The organism is Actinomadura fulvescens, from assembly GCF_039533225.1.
Taxonomy (GTDB): Bacteria; Actinomycetota; Actinomycetes; order Streptosporangiales; family Streptosporangiaceae; genus Spirillospora; species Spirillospora fulvescens.
This window is the reverse complement of record NZ_BAAATD010000005.1, coordinates 470569-484390: the sequence shown is the minus strand read 5'-3', so window position 1 is coordinate 484390 and position 13822 is coordinate 470569. Positions and strand designations below refer to the sequence as shown.

At 70.1% G+C, this 13822-nt stretch carries 15 protein-coding genes; 12 read left to right on the top strand and 3 right to left on the bottom strand.

All coding sequences use genetic code 11. The features are described 5' to 3' along the window. Positions 1-110: 110 nt before the first annotated feature. The 4 genes from ABD333_RS21280 to ABD333_RS21265 all read left to right on the top strand — a co-directional run bounded on the left by ABD333_RS21280 (position 111) and on the right by ABD333_RS21265 (position 3898). Positions 111-764 (top strand): TetR/AcrR family transcriptional regulator, encoded by a 654-nt coding sequence (locus ABD333_RS21280; protein ID WP_344543435.1) that lies wholly within the window; start codon positions 111-113, stop codon positions 762-764. A gap of 20 nt (positions 765-784) precedes the next feature. Then, the gene (locus ABD333_RS21275) at positions 785-1732 is read left to right on the top strand and encodes a DUF4245 domain-containing protein (protein WP_344543433.1); all 948 of its coding nucleotides are present in this window, start codon (positions 785-787) and stop codon (positions 1730-1732) included. 175 nt (positions 1733-1907) lie between these two features. Next, complete coding sequence (locus ABD333_RS21270; RefSeq protein WP_344543432.1) at positions 1908-2876, top strand: M23 family metallopeptidase; 969 nt, start codon at positions 1908-1910, stop codon at positions 2874-2876. Between the two features lie 83 nt (positions 2877-2959). Further along, the gene (locus ABD333_RS21265; protein ID WP_344543430.1) at positions 2960-3898 is read left to right on the top strand and encodes a M23 family metallopeptidase; all 939 of its coding nucleotides are present in this window, start codon (positions 2960-2962) and stop codon (positions 3896-3898) included. Positions 3899-4020: 122 nt separating this feature from the next. Here the strand turns inward: ABD333_RS21265 and ABD333_RS21260 are convergent, their stop codons facing one another. Then, positions 4021-4254 (bottom strand): exodeoxyribonuclease VII small subunit, encoded by a 234-nt coding sequence (locus tag ABD333_RS21260; protein WP_410555976.1) that lies wholly within the window; start codon positions 4252-4254, stop codon positions 4021-4023. A 10-nt stretch (positions 4255-4264) separates the two neighbouring features. Next, on the bottom strand, positions 4265-5473 hold the full coding sequence (xseA, locus tag ABD333_RS21255) for an exodeoxyribonuclease VII large subunit (protein ID WP_344543428.1): 1209 nt from the start codon (positions 5471-5473) through the stop codon (positions 4265-4267). 149 nt (positions 5474-5622) lie between these two features. Between xseA and ABD333_RS21250 the strand changes: the two genes are divergently transcribed. The 7 genes from ABD333_RS21250 (at position 5623) to ABD333_RS21220 (ending at position 11675) form a co-directional block, all read left to right on the top strand. Continuing rightward, a complete protein-coding gene (locus ABD333_RS21250) occupies positions 5623-6792 on the top strand; it encodes a branched-chain amino acid ABC transporter substrate-binding protein (RefSeq protein WP_344543426.1) in 1170 nt (389 codons plus the stop codon). A 73-nt stretch (positions 6793-6865) separates the two neighbouring features. Continuing rightward, positions 6866-7759: a branched-chain amino acid ABC transporter permease gene (locus tag ABD333_RS21245; RefSeq protein WP_344543424.1), complete on the top strand. Its 894-nt coding sequence runs from the start codon at positions 6866-6868 to the stop codon at positions 7757-7759. After that, the gene (locus ABD333_RS21240; RefSeq protein WP_344543422.1) at positions 7756-8790 is read left to right on the top strand and encodes a branched-chain amino acid ABC transporter permease; all 1035 of its coding nucleotides are present in this window, start codon (positions 7756-7758) and stop codon (positions 8788-8790) included. Before ABD333_RS21245 ends, ABD333_RS21240 begins: the two co-directional genes overlap by 4 nt. After that, complete coding sequence (locus ABD333_RS21235; RefSeq protein ID WP_344543421.1) at positions 8787-9740, top strand: ABC transporter ATP-binding protein; 954 nt, start codon at positions 8787-8789, stop codon at positions 9738-9740. Before ABD333_RS21240 ends, ABD333_RS21235 begins: the two co-directional genes overlap by 4 nt. Next, positions 9727-10452, top strand: a complete 726-nt coding sequence (locus ABD333_RS21230) for an ABC transporter ATP-binding protein (protein ID WP_425546924.1) — start codon at positions 9727-9729, stop codon at positions 10450-10452. Before ABD333_RS21235 ends, ABD333_RS21230 begins: the two co-directional genes overlap by 14 nt. Before the next feature lie 35 nt (positions 10453-10487). Then, positions 10488-11174 carry a GntR family transcriptional regulator gene (locus ABD333_RS21225; protein WP_344543418.1) on the top strand — a complete coding sequence of 229 codons (687 nt, stop codon included), beginning with the start codon at positions 10488-10490 and terminating at the stop codon, positions 11172-11174. 78 nt (positions 11175-11252) lie between these two features. Then, a complete protein-coding gene (locus ABD333_RS21220) occupies positions 11253-11675 on the top strand; it encodes a MarR family winged helix-turn-helix transcriptional regulator (protein ID WP_344543416.1) in 423 nt (140 codons plus the stop codon). Between the two features lie 144 nt (positions 11676-11819). Here the strand turns inward: ABD333_RS21220 and ABD333_RS21215 are convergent, their stop codons facing one another. Next, positions 11820-12611 carry a DUF8129 domain-containing protein gene (locus ABD333_RS21215; RefSeq protein ID WP_344543414.1) on the bottom strand — a complete coding sequence of 264 codons (792 nt, stop codon included), beginning with the start codon at positions 12609-12611 and terminating at the stop codon, positions 11820-11822. A 244-nt stretch (positions 12612-12855) separates the two neighbouring features. Here ABD333_RS21215 and ABD333_RS21210 point away from each other — a divergent pair, with 244 nt between their 5' ends. Further along, entirely contained in the window at positions 12856-13815 is a 960-nt protein-coding gene (locus ABD333_RS21210) for a 4-hydroxy-3-methylbut-2-enyl diphosphate reductase (protein ID WP_344543413.1), read from the top strand. Positions 13816-13822 lie beyond the last annotated feature (7 nt).

The following is a 13822-nucleotide window of genomic DNA, read 5'->3' as shown; positions in this document are numbered from 1 at the left end:
AAATTGGACCAGACCAGGGGATCGCCGTCACCCATCCGGACGAGTGTTTTCCCGGCCACGGAGAGGAAGGGATCGTTCCATCAGCGTGCGAGGGCGTAATCTCTCGGGTCATGAGCAGCGAGATCGATGTCCCGTCCGCCGGGCCGGCCACGGCAGCCGACGCGCCCGCCCGGGCGACCTCGGACCGCGGGGCGGCCACGCGCAACGCGCTGCTGGCCGCGGCGCGGGACGTGTTCTGCGAGGCCGGCTTCGCCCAGGCCGCCGTCACCGACATCGTCGCCAAGGCCGGCGCCAGCGTGGGCAGCCTCTACCACCACTTCAACGGCAAGGCCGACCTCTACCTGACGCTGTTCGAGGAGTTCCAGGTCCGGCAGCAGGAGCGCACCCGCGAGGCGATCACCGCCGTCCGGGAGGCGGGCGAGAGCGACCCGATGCGGCAGTTCATCGCCGGGGCGGGCGCCTACCTGAACGGCTGCCTGGCCGAACGCGACGTGGCGCGCCTCTTCATCTCCGGAGACGGCCCGCCCGGGTTCGACCGGGTCATGCGCCAGCGCCTCAACAAGTGGGCCCGCCGCAACGCGGCGCTCTTCCACACCGCCGACGGGGGCGTGGACGAGGCCCTGGTCGTGGTCCTGACCGGCGCCATGGCGGGCGCGGTGTCGGAGGTCTCGCTGAGCGACGACGAGGAGGCCTCCCGCCGCCTGGCCGACGACATCATGGCCATCGTCGGCACGATCAGGAACCCCGGTACGGAGCAGAGCTGACCGTGGTGGATCCTGAGAAGGTGACCGACAAGACCCCTTCCCCGCCCGCCGAGACCGCCGACACGGCGGAGTCCGCCGAGTCCGCCGGCACCGCCGCTACCGGCGCGTCCGCCGACAGCGCGGGGTCCGCCGAGTCCGCCGGCACCGGCGCATCCGTCGGCACCGGCGCGTCTGCCGGTAGCGGCGCGTCTGCCGGTAGCGCGAAGTCTGCCGAGTCCGCCGGCACCGGCGCGTCCCCGGCTACCGGCGTGACCGCCGGCACTGGCGCGTCCTCCGGTAGCGGCGCGTCCCCCGATGGCACGGGCGAGGCACCGGCCGCCGAAGGCACGGCCGCCGCGCGCCCGCCGGCGGGCGCGCGGCCCACGGTGCAGGTGGCTCCGGGGGTCTACAAGCGGCTGACCACCGGGCTGGGCGGCTTCTCGCTCGCGATGGCGGCGTGCCTGGTGCTGGTCGGCGTGATCTACCTGATAACTCCGCGCAGCGACGAGGAGGTCCTGCCGACCATCGACTACAGCAGCCAGCAGTGGGCGATGACGAAGGACGCGCCCTACACCGTCTGGGCACCGGTCGGGCTGCCCGCGACCTGGCGCCCGACCAGTTCAAGAATCAACGGTTTGAATGGCAAAGGACCGGTCGCCTGGCATCTGGGCTTCGTGACTCCCGGTGATCACTATGCCGCTTTGGAACAGAGCAACGAGAAGGCCGCCGACTACGTCCACCGAATGACCAACAACAAGAAGTCGATCGGCTCGATGCAGGTCGCCGGCATCACGTGGACCACGTACCACCGCAAGGACAAGAAGGCCAATTCCCTCGCGCGCACCCTGCCCGACGGCGTCTCGCTGGTCGTGACCGGGACCGCGCCGTACGAGGAGCTCGCGATCCTGGCCGCCGCGCTCAAGCCGCAGCCGAAGAACGGCGCCCGGCTCCCGGCGGGATCCACACCGGCGTCCCCACCGGTGTCCTGACTGCTCAGAGCAAATGTCCAAGCGCCGCGATGTTTGTCCAGACGAGGCCGTCTGAACGAGATTGGTCACAAAACTTGCGCGTTCACTTCACACCGGACCCCGGCGTTTGTCATGATCCATGCGCATCTGCGTGATCACATGCGCGCATCAGGGTCAGAAAACGAAGGACGATGCAGTGACACATATTCTGAGCAGCTGGAAGGGCAGGGTCGTGGTCGCCACCGGCGGCGTGGCCGTGGCCTCCGGCCTCGTCATCGGCGGCCTGGCCGCCACGTCCGGCAACGCGGCGACGCCCAAGGCCGCCACCCAGGTCTCCGCGGACGGCGCCTCGGCCGCCGCGATGCCCCCGTTCCGCCTCCCGTTCCCCTGTGGGCAGAAGTGGCGCGGTGACACCGTCGCCAGCAGCGCCCACACGAAGTACGAGATCGACTTCAACCAGGGACCGGACCTGTCCAACGTGGACGAGGGCCGCACGGTCGTCTCCGCCGCGGCGGGCACCGTCATCCGCTCGACGCGTCACATCAACCAGAGCGGCTACGGCAACCACGTCGTCGTCCAGCACTCCGGCGGCTACCAGACCTGGTACGCCCACCTGAAGTACCGCTCGGTCAAGGTGGGGCAGAAGGTCGGCTCCGGCACCAAGATCGGCGCGCTCGGCCGCACCACCAAGCCGAGCCGCAAGGGCATGACGGCCCACCTGCACTACGAGGTCCGCAAGAACGGCCAGTACCCGCCGGTCGCCGCGTACTTCTCGGGCAAGCGGTTCCCGTACCCGGCGCCGCGTCCGGGCGTCACGCTGACCGCCTGCAAGGGCAGCACCCCGGCGCCCACGAGCCCGGTCGCGAAGATCTGTGGTAGCGGCTACAAGCAGATCAACTCGCACGCCCTCGGCAAGGCGGGCCGCGTCTACCTGGGCTACAACAAGTCCAACAAGAACAACTGCGTCATCACCGTCAAGGGCAAGGGCAAGAAGGTCAAGATGTCGGCCTTCCTCCAGGTCAAGGGCGGCAAGGCCAAGACCGACACCGGCAACTTCACGCAGTACGCGGGCCCCGTCAAGGCGGCCGCGGGCAACAAGTGCGTGAGGTGGGGCGGCTACATCGGCAGCACCAAGTGGTACAGCGGCTGGTCGCACTGCGGCTGACGACACGTTCCTTGAGATCCGGACGCGGTGACGCGCCGGTCTCGCATGCTTCACCAAGGGTCAGACGAGAGGCACGAACACATATGGACATCAAGCGTAAGATCGCGATCCTCATCGGGGGCGGCGCGGCCGCCGCCGGGCTGGTCGCCACCGGCGTGGGCGTCGCGGCGAGCACCGGCACGCCCGCCGCGAAGCCGGCCGCCAAGGTCGCCGCCCAGGACGCCTCCGCCGCCGCGATGCCGCGGCTGCAGATGCCGTTCCCCTGTGGCCAGACCTGGCGCGGCAGCACCGGCAGCGGCGCGCACACCCGCTACGAGATCGACTGGAACTGGGGCTCGAGCGGCGAGGCCGACAACGGCAAGACCGTCGTGTCCTCGGCGGCCGGCAAGGTGGTGCGCTCGTTCTACAGCACCACCAGCGGCTACGGGAACGTCATCTACGTGCAGCACTCGGGTGGCTACACCACCGTCTACGCGCACCTGAAGTACCGCTCGGTCAAGGTGGGCCAGACGGTCAGGAAGGGCCAGAAGATCGGCGCCGTCGGCCGTTCCAGCGCCAAGTACAAGATCATCTCGCACCTGCACTACGAGCTGCGCCGCAGCCCGAACTCCTACCCGCCGATCGCCGTGTCCTTCGAGGGCCGCCGCTTCCCGTACCCGGGCCCGGCGTACCTGAAGTCCTGCGGTGGCGGCGGCACCCCGGCGCCCACGAGCCCGGTCGCGAAGATCTGTGGTAGCGGCTACAAGCAGATCAACTCGCACGCCCTCGGCAAGGCGGGCCGCGTCTACCTGGGCTACAACAAGTCCAACAAGAACAACTGCGTCATCACCGTCAAGGGCAAGGGCAAGAAGGTCAAGATGTCGGCCTTCCTCCAGGTCAAGGGCGGCAAGGCCAAGACCGACACCGGCAACTTCACGCAGTACGCGGGCCCCGTCAAGGCGGCCGCGGGCAACAAGTGCGTGAGGTGGGGCGGCTACATCGGCAGCACCAAGTGGTACAGCGGCTGGTCCCACTGCGGCTGACGCCGCAGCCGGCCGTACCTGACAACGGCCGTACCTGACAACGGCCGTACCTGACAACGGCCGTAACTGACAACGGGCCGGTCTCCCCAGCAAGGGAGACCGGCCCGTTCGCCGTCTAGGCGTCAGAACGGGGTGTCGTTGGCGGTGGGTGCTTCGCCTTCGGTCGGGGCGGACATGGCGGCGGCCAAGCGGGCTCTTGCGCCTTCCAGCCATTCTTCGCAGGTGGTGGCTAGTTTTTCGCCTCGTTCCCAGAGGGAGAGGGACTCCTCCAGGGTCAGGCCACCGGCTTCTAGGCGGCGAACGACGTCGGCTAGCTCGTCGCGTGCCTGTTCGTAGGTCAGCTTCTCTTCGGCCACGTCGTTCACCCTAGGGCTCCTCGGTGACGGTCACGTCCAGGTGGCCTTCGGCGAGGCGGATGTGGAGGGGCTCGGCGGGCTTGACGTCGGTGTTGCTGCGGACGACCGAGTCGTCGGCGCGCTGGACGATGGCGTAGCCGCGGTTGAGGGTGGCGGCGGGGGAGAGCGACAGGAGACGGGCCCGTGTGTGGGTGAGCTCGTCGGCTGAACGGTCGAGGGCGGCGGACAGGCAGCGGCGGGCCCGGTCCCGGAGAGACGCGGCCTGCTCGGATTGGCGTTCTATCTCGCGGACGGGGTCGGCCAGGGCGGGGCGGGAGCGGATCGAGGTGAGCCAAGCCGTCTCGCGGTCCAGGTTGCCCGACAGGCAGCGGCGGCCCCGGTCGCGGAGCTGGCGGACCAGCTGGAGCTGCTCGCGTACGTCGGGGACGGCTCGTTTGGCGGCGTCGGTGGGGGTGGACGCGCGGACGTCGGCGACGAGGTCCAGGAGGGGGCTGTCCTGCTCGTGGCCGATGGCGCTGATGATCGGGGTGCGGGCGGCGGACGCGGCGCGGATGAGGGCCTCGTCGGAGAACGGGAGGAGGTCCTCCATGGAGCCGCCGCCGCGCGTGATGATGATGACCTCGATGGCGGGGTCGGCGTCGAGCTTTCGGAGGGCCTCCATGACCTCGCCCACGGCGTAGTGGCCCTGGACGGCGGTGTTCTCGACCTGGAACGCGACGGCCGGCCAGCGGCGGCGGGCGTTCTTGAGGACGTCGTGCTCGGCGTCGGAGTCCCGGCCGCAGATCAGGCCGATCTTGTGGGGCAGGAACGGCAGGGCCTTCTTGCGTTCGGGGCGGAAGAGGCCCTCGGAGGCCAGGAGCTGCTTGAGGCGTTCCAGCCGGGCCAGCAGCTCGCCGACGCCTACGGGCTTGACCTCGATGGCGCTCAGCGAGAACGTGCCGCGGTTGATCCAGAAGTCGGGCTTGGCGTGGATGACGACGCGCGCCCCGTCGGTGACCGCGGGACCCGCGGCCTCGAAGACCGGACGCGGACCCACGACGCGCACCGACATGTTGGCGACCGGGTCGCGGAGCGTGAGATAGACCGTGCCACCGCGGGCGTTGAGGTCGGTGATCTGCCCCTCGACCCAGATGCGGCCCAGCTTGCCGATCCAGCCCCCGACGGCCTGGAGGACGGTCCGGACGGGGACGGGTGATTCCGCGGAGGTCTCCATAGCCATCCCTGAAGCCTAGGGCCTGGGCTCGCGGCGGCCGGTTTCGGCCAACATGATCGGCGGATGTGGTCTTGAACACCTTCCGAGGCGGAGGTGCAATGTCACACAGCACAGCGCCGGTCGGGGGAGCGGATCTCGTGGAGAGGCGGACCCCAATGGAGTGGACCCCCATCAGGCAGAGGCGGAGTGTCGTCGCGGTCATGCTGGCCGGAGGGCTGGCGGTTTCGGGATGCGGGCAGGGACTGCTCGGCGGCGGCGATGACGAGGACAAGGGCAACATCCTCATCGGCATGGACATCCCGCTGTCAGGCGACAGCGCCGAGATCGGGCCGTACATGAAGAACGGCGCGCAACTGGCGATCGACGAGATCAACAGCAAGGGCGGGGTGCTCGGCGGCCGGAAGCTGGAGCTGCGCGCCGAGGACGACGCGTGCGATCCCAAGACGGCGGTCGCGGCGGCCAACAAGCTCGTCTCGGCGGGCGTGAAGGTCTCGGTGAGCGGCTACTGCTCGGGCGCGACGCTGCCGACGTTGCCGGTGTTCGACCGGGCGAAGATCCCGATGATCATCCCGGTGGCCAACTCGGCCGAGCTCGCCGCGCAGAGGCTCAAGCACGTCTTCATGATCAACGGTACGGGTGACCAGCAGGCGGCCGCCGCGGTCAAGTGGCTGACCAAGGACGGCGCCACCAAGGTCGCGGTGATGCACGACAACACCTCCTACTCCAAGGACATCGCCGACCGTACGGCCGCCGAGCTCGACAAGCCGGGCGCGCCGGACAAGACCGCGAACGAGGCCATCACGCCCAAGGAGACCGACTTCTCGGCGGCGGTGACCAGCGTGCTCAAGGGCAAGCCCGACTACATCTACTTCACCGGCTATTACTCCGAGGGCGGGCTGCTCGTCCGGCAGTTCAAGCAGGCCGGCTACAAGGGCAAGTTCCTGGTGGGGGACGGCGCGGTCGCCGACAAGTTCGCACAGATCGCGGGCGGCAAGAACGCCGAGGGCGTGTACGCGACGATGACCCCGACGCCCACGACCCTCCAGGGCGCGGAGGGCTGGATCGCCGCGTACAAGAGCAAGTTCGGCGCCGATCCCGGCCCGTACTCGACGCAGGCCTTCGACGGCATCCGGCTCGCGGCCGAGGCGATCACCAAGGCCGGCAGCACCGACAGCGACAAGATCGTCAAGGCGCTGGAGGGCATGAACGGCTTCAAGCTCTTCAGCGGGCCGCTGAAATTCACGCCGCAGCACACCATCGTCGGCGGCTTCGAGATCCAGGTCGTCAAGAACGGCACGTTCGTCCTGCAGGAGAAGCTGCCGTGAGCGCAGCGAACAAAAATGAGCAGAGCGCGCAAATGGCTCGCGCGTTCGACGAGCCGCCAGGCGAGGAGATCGCGTGAGCCAGCTCGTTTGGAACGGGTTGTTCGTCGGGTCGTTCTACGCGCTGGTCGCGCTCGGCTACAGCATGGTCTACGGCGTGATCAAGCTGCTCAACTTCGCGCACGGCGACCTCTACATGCTCGGGGCGTTCTCCGGCTTCGCGATGCTCGGCGCGATGGGCGGGCTCGTGGAGTCGCAGTCGCTGCTCGCGCTCCTGCTCGTCCTCGTCGCGACGATGGCGGTCACCGGCATGGGCGGGGTGGCGCTGGAACGGCTCGCCTACCGGCCGCTCCGAGGGGCGCCGCGGCTGTCGCTGCTGATCACGGCGGTCGGCGCCTCGTTCGCGCTGGAGTACGGGACGCGGATCGTCGCCGGGCCCAACCCCCGCGTCTACCAGGTGCGGCTCGGCGGCACGACGATCCACGTGCTGGGCGCCCGGATCACCGTGCAGCAGCTCGTGCTCGTCGGGATCGCGATCGGGCTGATGTTCGCGCTCAACTGGCTGGTGATGCGCAGCCGCCAGGGGCGGGCGATGCGGGCGATCGCGCTGGACCCCAAGGCCGCGCAGCTGATGGGCATCGACGTGAACGCGGTCATCGCGCGCACGTTCTTCATCGGGTCGGCGCTGGCGGGCGCGGCCGGCGTGATGGCGGGCGGCTACTACGGGAAGATCGACTTCCTGATGGGGTTCATCATCGGGCTCAAGGCGTTCACCGCGGCCGTCATCGGCGGCATCGGCAACATGCAGGGCACGATGCTCGGCGGCCTGGTCCTCGGGCTCCTGGAGTCGTTCGGCACCGATCTGCTGGGCGGCGAATGGCGTGACGTCTTCGCGTTCGGCTGCCTGATCCTGTTCCTGACCGTGCGGCCCACCGGCCTGCTCGGCGAACGTGTGACGGAACGCGTATGAGCGCGGAGGAGCCCACGCCCGTCAAGCACGGGCCGCCGGTCAAGCCGGTGCGCGGGCGCGGGCCGTCGCTCCTGACCCGGCTGATGGAGACGCGCCACCTGGGCTGGATCGGGCTGGCCGTCGCGCTCGGCGCGCCGCTGATCATCGCGACGCCGTACGCGCTGAACGTGATGACCAGCGCCGCGATCTTCGTGATGCTCGCCGTCGGGCTCAACATCGTGGTGGGCTACTGCGGGCTGCTCGACCTCGGCTACGCCGCGTTCTTCGCCGTCGGCGCCTACACCGGCGGGGTCATGGCGGCCGAGCTCGACATCCCGCTGGTCGCCACCGTGCCGGTCGTGCTCGTCGTGACCGTCGTGGCGGGCATCGTGATCGGCGCGCCGACGCTGCGGCTGCGCAGCGACTACCTGGCGATCGTGACGCTCGGCTTCGGCGAGATCATCCGGATCTGCGCCAACAACCTGGAGGTGACGGGCGGGCCGTCGGGCATCTACGGCATCCCGGGCCTCTTTGGCGACGACGTCCTCACCGAACCCGCCGCGTTCTACTACGTGACCGTGATCATCGTCGCGGTCGCCGTGCTGCTCGCGGCGCGGCTCGGGCGCTCACGGCTGGGCCGGGCGTGGCGGTTCGTCCGTGAGGACGAGGACGCGGCGGAGGCCATGGGCGTGCACACCTACCGGGTCAAGCTCGCCGCGTACATCGGCGGTGCCGTGTGGGGCGGCCTGGCGGGCGTGCTGTTCGCCGCGCACCTGACCGCGATCTCGCCGCCGAGCTTCACGTTCCTGTGGTCGGCGCTGGTGCTGATGGCGGTGGTGCTCGGCGGGATGGGCTCCACGCCCGGCGTCGTGGTGGGCGCGGTGTTCATCAGCCTGGCTCCGGAGCTGCTGCGCGACCTGGCCGACTACCGGTTCTTCGTGTTCGGGGTGCTGCTGATCCTGGTGATGATCGTTCGGCCGCAGGGCGTGTGGCCGCACCGGTCGCGGGAGGACGCGCGGACCGCCGCCCGTTCGAAGGAGCCCGTGGGATGAGGAGGCGTTCCGGGAGCGAGGAGGCGTCCCTGCGCAAGGAGCACGGCACGAGCCTGCTCCAGGTGACGGAGCTGCGGCTGTCGTTCGGCGGCGTGCGCGCGATCGACGGGCTGTCGTTCGAGGTCGGGGCGGGCGAGATCGTCTCGGTGATCGGGCCGAACGGGGCGGGCAAGACGTCGGCGTTCAACTGCGTCACCGGCTTCTACAAGCCGACCGGCGGCAGCGTGCTGCTGGACGGAACGCCCGTGACGGGCCGCCGGCCCGCCGCGATCGCCGCCCTCGGCGTCTCCCGCACGTTCCAGAACCCGCGCCTGTTCGGCGAGCTGTCGGTGCTCGACAACGTGCGCGCCGGGACGCATCTGTGGTTGCGGCAAAGCGTCTTCGACGCGCTGCTGCACACTCCGCGTTACCGCCGCAGCGAGCAGGAGGCGACGGACGAGGCCCACCGCTGGCTCGACTTCGTGGGGCTGCGCGGCGAACGGGCCGGGCTCGTCCGCAACCTGCCGTACGGCGAACGGCGCCGCGTCGAGATCGCCAGGGCGCTGGCACGGCGGCCGCGGCTGCTGCTCCTCGACGAGCCCGCCGCCGGGCTCAACCACACCGAGAAGGGCGAGCTGCTCGACCTCATCCGGCGCATCCGGGAGCTGGGCACCGCGATCGCGCTCATCGAGCACGACATGGGCCTGGTCATGGAGGTCTCCGAACGCGTCGTCGTCCTCAACTTCGGCCGTGAGATCGCCGTGGGCGGCCCGGCCGAGGTGCGCCGTGACCCCGCGGTCGTCGAGGCCTACCTGGGCCGCGACGCCGACGAGGAGGAACTCGCCGCCGCCCGCGAAGAGGTCCGCGGCGGAGGAGAGGTCGGCGGCGGAGGAGAGGTCGGCGGCGGAGGATCGGTCCGCGGCGGAGATGAGGCCCGTGGCGGAGGGAAGGTGCGCGGTGAAGGGGACTGACGTGCTCCTGGAGGTGTCCGATCTCGACGTGCGCTACGGCGGGGTGCGGGCGCTGCGAGGCCTCAGCCTCACGGTCGGCAAAGGGGAGATCGTCGCGCTGCTGGGCAACAACGGCGCCGGGAAGACGACGACGCTCTCCGCGATCTCGGGCCTGGTCCGGCCCACGTCCGGGCGGATCAGGCTCGGCGGGCGCGACCTGACCAAGGCGACCGCACCCAAGGTGGTCGCGGCCGGTGTGGTCCACGTCCCGGAGGGCCGCCGGATCTTCAGCCTGCTCACCGTGCACGAGAACCTCCAGCTCGGCGGTCACCTCGTCCGGGACGGGCGTCAGCTGCGGCGGCGCATCGACGAGGTGTACGAGCTGCTGCCCCGCCTGGCCGAACGGCGCGGGCAGCAGGGCGGCACCCTGTCGGGCGGCGAGCAGCAGATGCTCGCCATCGGCCGCGCGCTGGTGGCACGGCCCCGGCTGCTGATGCTGGACGAGCCGTCCATGGGCCTCGCGCCGCTGATCGTGACCGCCGTGATGGACGTGATCCGCGACATCAACGCCGCCGGATCCGCCGTCCTGCTCGTCGAGCAGAACGCCAAGGCCGCCCTCAAGATCGCGCACCGCGGTCACGTGATCGAGAACGGCGTCACGGTCCTGCACGGCACGGCCGCCGAGCTGGCCGAAGACTCCCGCGTGGTGGAGGCCTACCTCGGCGGCGTCTGAACCGGGCGTTCCAGGGAGAACGAGGGGAGCCGGCCATGCCGGGACGGGACCAGCCGAACCTGCCCGCTCTCGGCGCGCGGCGGAACATGCGCGAGCGGATCGCCGACGCGCTCCGTGCCGCCCTGGTGGCGGGGGAGATGCGGCCGGGCGTCGTCTATTCGGCGCCCGCGCTCGCCGAGCGCTTCGGCGTCTCCGCCACTCCGGTGCGGGAGGCGATGCTCGACCTGGCCAAAGAGGGCCTCGTCACGGCGGTGCGCAACAAGGGTTTCCGGGTGACCGCGCTGTCGGAACGCGATCTGGACGAGATCACCGACGTACGCGCGCTGATCGAGGTGCCCACGGTCGGCCGGGTCGCCGCGGCCGTGCCCGCCGAGGTGCCGGTCGAGGCCGTCCTCGCGTTGCGGCCTCGCGCGGAGGCCATCGTCGCCGCCGCCGAACGCCGCGACATCCTGGCGTACATCGAGGCCGACCAGGCCTTCCATCTGGATCTGCTCTCCCTGGCCGGCAACGCGCACCTCATCGGCGTGGTCCGCGACCTGCGGCACCGGTCCCGGCTCTACGGCGTGCCGTCCCTGGCCGAACGCGGCGGGCTGGCGCCCTCGGCCGCCGAGCACCTTGAGCTTCTGGACCACGTCGCCGCCGGTGACGCGGCCGCCGCCGAGTCGCTGATGCGCCATCACCTCCGGCATGTGCGCGGAATCTGGGCCGCCCGCCTACCGTGATCTCCTAAGGCCGGTACAGACGAGCGACGAATGCTTGGCCAAGCCGAGTCAATTCGGCCAGGCGAGAGAGGTGGCCCGTTGTCCGATCGCAACCGCGAGCTCGCCGAACGCTTCAACCGGACGCTGCGCGACATCGTGCTCCTCCTGCGCCGGGTCGGCGCCGACCAGCCGATCACCGGCCAGCAGCTGTCGGTGCTCGGCTCCCTCCAGCAGGGCCCGCGTCGGATGACCGAGCTCGCCGAGGAGCACGGCGTCCGGCTGCCGACCATGACCGCCCAGATCAACCGGCTGGAACGCGACGCGCTCGTCGCCCGTGGCAGCGACCGCTCCGACGCCCGGGTCGTCACCGTGGAGCTGACACCCCACGGGACCGATCAGCTCCAGGCCGCCCGCGAACAGCGCATCACGTTCCTGGCCGAACGATTCGCGACCCTGGACGACGAGCAGCGAGCGGCACTGGAGGCGGCCCTCCCCGCCCTGAACCGCCTCCTAGCCCCCTAACACGCCCCCGACGCCCACGTCCGTGCCGTGTACGACGCGAGCGAGAAGGTCGGCGCCGTGGGCTTTCCCGGATCGTCTGAAGGCCGAAAGTCGAACGGCCCCCGGGTCTCCGGGGGCCGTTCGTCGTGCGTCGGTGCGGGCGGGTCAGCTGGTGCCGTTGAGCTTGGCGATGCGGTTTTCATACATCTTGAGCACGTCGGCACGGGCCGCGTGCTTGCGCTCGTACTCGCGCAGCAGCTTCACCTGGTCGACCGAGAGGCCGCGCAGGCGTGCGCGCAGCTGCGGCAGCGTGGCCTGGTCGTAGTTCGGCACCGGCAGCTCGGCCGCGATCTTCTCCACCTCGGCCTGCGCGGCGGGCTTGGCCTCGGGCTTCGGCTCGAACTCCGGCTTGGGGTCAGCGGCGGCGGCCTCGGCCTTGGTCTCAGCGGGCTTGGGCTGGGCTTCAGCGGGCTTGGGCTTGGCTGCGGCTTCAGTGGGCTTGGCCTCACCGGCGGGCTTGGCTTGCGCGGCGGGCTTGGCTTCGGTAGCGGGCTTGGCCTGCGGCTTAGGCGCCGGTGCCGCCTTGGGCTTGCCGATAGCGATCTCCGAGCCGCCGGTGCCGACCGTGGTCCTGCTCCTGGCCGGGGGCTCGGCCACCGCGGTACGGGACCTGTTGGGTGCGGGCTCGGGCTCCTCGGCGCCGCGCACCCGTTCCACCACGCGGCCCACGACGAACTCGGCGGTGTGCTGGACGTCGTCGCGAAGCCTGCCGAGCACGGGCTTGACGCCGCCGCCCTCGGTGATCTCCTTGTAGTCCTTGGTCACCCGGTCGCTCAGCAGCAGCGCCCGGCCGACGCCGAACATGGCCAGCCGGACCGCGTGCAGCGGGAGGTCGCGGACCTGTTCGCCCACCGTGTCCTGCACCTGCTGCTTGAGGCGGCGCGGCGATTTCACCATCGTTCTCCCTCTCCCTGCTGTCCTGATCGCTGGACTGGGTCGATTCGGCACCGTCTGTCAACCCTCACTTTGCCGTATGGGTGCGAACCCGGTCACCCCGCCTTAATGGAATTCTGTCCAAGAGGACGTGGATTGGGTCACATTGCGGGCTTCACCAGAGCTTTGGTCGTCGGGCCTCCGGGCTCCGCGGGGGTGATGAAGCACGCGGTGCGGGGCGGCTGGGACGCCTCGTACGATAGGGGGCATGACCTCCACCAGCCAGCGCCGTGTCCTGCTCGCCAAGCCGCGTGGTTACTGCGCCGGTGTCGACCGTGCCGTCGAGGCGGTCGAGATCGCCCTGCGGAAGTACGGGGCGCCGATCTACGTGCGCAAGCAGATCGTCCACAACGTGCACGTGGTGAAGACGCTGGAGGAGAAGGGCGCGATCTTCGTCGAGGAGACCGAGGAGGTGCCCGAGGGGTCGATTGTGGTGTTCTCAGCGCACGGGGTGGCGCCGGTCGTGCACGAGGAGGCGCGCGGGCTGAGCCTGAAGACGATCGACGCGACGTGCCCGCTGGTGACCAAGGTCCACAAGGAGGCCGTGCGGTTCGCCAAGGACGACTACGACATCCTGCTGATCGGCCACGAGGGCCACGAGGAGGTCATCGGCACCAGCGGCGAGGCCCCCGACCACATCCACCTGGTGGACGGTCCGGACGACGTGGCCAACGTGCGGGTGCGCGACCCCGAGAAGGTCGCCTGGCTGTCGCAGACCACCCTGTCGGTCGACGAGACCCTGGCGACGGTCGCCAAGCTGCGCGAGCGTTTTCCCAGCCTGATGGACCCGCCGTCGGACGACATCTGCTACGCCACCCAAAACCGGCAGGTCGCGGTCAAGGAGATGGCCGCCGGCTCCGAGCTGGTCATCGTGGTGGGCTCGACCAACTCCTCCAACTCGGTGCGCCTGGTGGAGGTGGCCAAGGAGCACGGCGCCGACAACGCCTACCTGGTCGACTACGCCGAGCAGATCGACGAGGCGTGGCTGGAGGGGGTGTCGACGGTCGGCGTGACCAGCGGCGCCTCGGTTCCGGACGAGCTGGTGCAGGGCGTGCTGGCCTGGCTGGCCGAACGCGGCTACGGCGACGTCGAAGAGATCGAGTCGGTCAAGGAGAGCATGCGTTTCGCCCTCCCGCACGAGCTCCGCAAGGACCTGCGTACCGTCTGAGCGCGAT

Bases quoted from the DNA above. Each gene is read 5' to 3' on its own strand.
- ABD333_RS21225 (WP_344543418.1), top strand. From the start codon at position 10,488: ATGCCGGGACGGGACCAGCCGAACCTGCCCGCTCTCGGCGCGCGGCGG.
- ABD333_RS21240 (WP_344543422.1), top strand. From the start codon at position 7,756: ATGAGCGCGGAGGAGCCCACGCCCGTCAAGCACGGGCCGCCGGTCAAG.
- ABD333_RS21235 (WP_344543421.1), top strand. From the start codon at position 8,787: ATGAGGAGGCGTTCCGGGAGCGAGGAGGCGTCCCTGCGCAAGGAGCAC.
- ABD333_RS21250 (WP_344543426.1), top strand. From the start codon at position 5,623: ATGGAGTGGACCCCCATCAGGCAGAGGCGGAGTGTCGTCGCGGTCATG.
- ABD333_RS21210 (WP_344543413.1), top strand. From the start codon at position 12,856: ATGACCTCCACCAGCCAGCGCCGTGTCCTGCTCGCCAAGCCGCGTGGT.
- xseA (WP_344543428.1), bottom strand. From the start codon at position 5,473: ATGGCTATGGAGACCTCCGCGGAATCACCCGTCCCCGTCCGGACCGTC.
- ABD333_RS21265 (WP_344543430.1), top strand. From the start codon at position 2,960: ATGGACATCAAGCGTAAGATCGCGATCCTCATCGGGGGCGGCGCGGCC.
- ABD333_RS21215 (WP_344543414.1), bottom strand. From the start codon at position 12,611: ATGGTGAAATCGCCGCGCCGCCTCAAGCAGCAGGTGCAGGACACGGTG.
- ABD333_RS21280 (WP_344543435.1), top strand. From the start codon at position 111: ATGAGCAGCGAGATCGATGTCCCGTCCGCCGGGCCGGCCACGGCAGCC.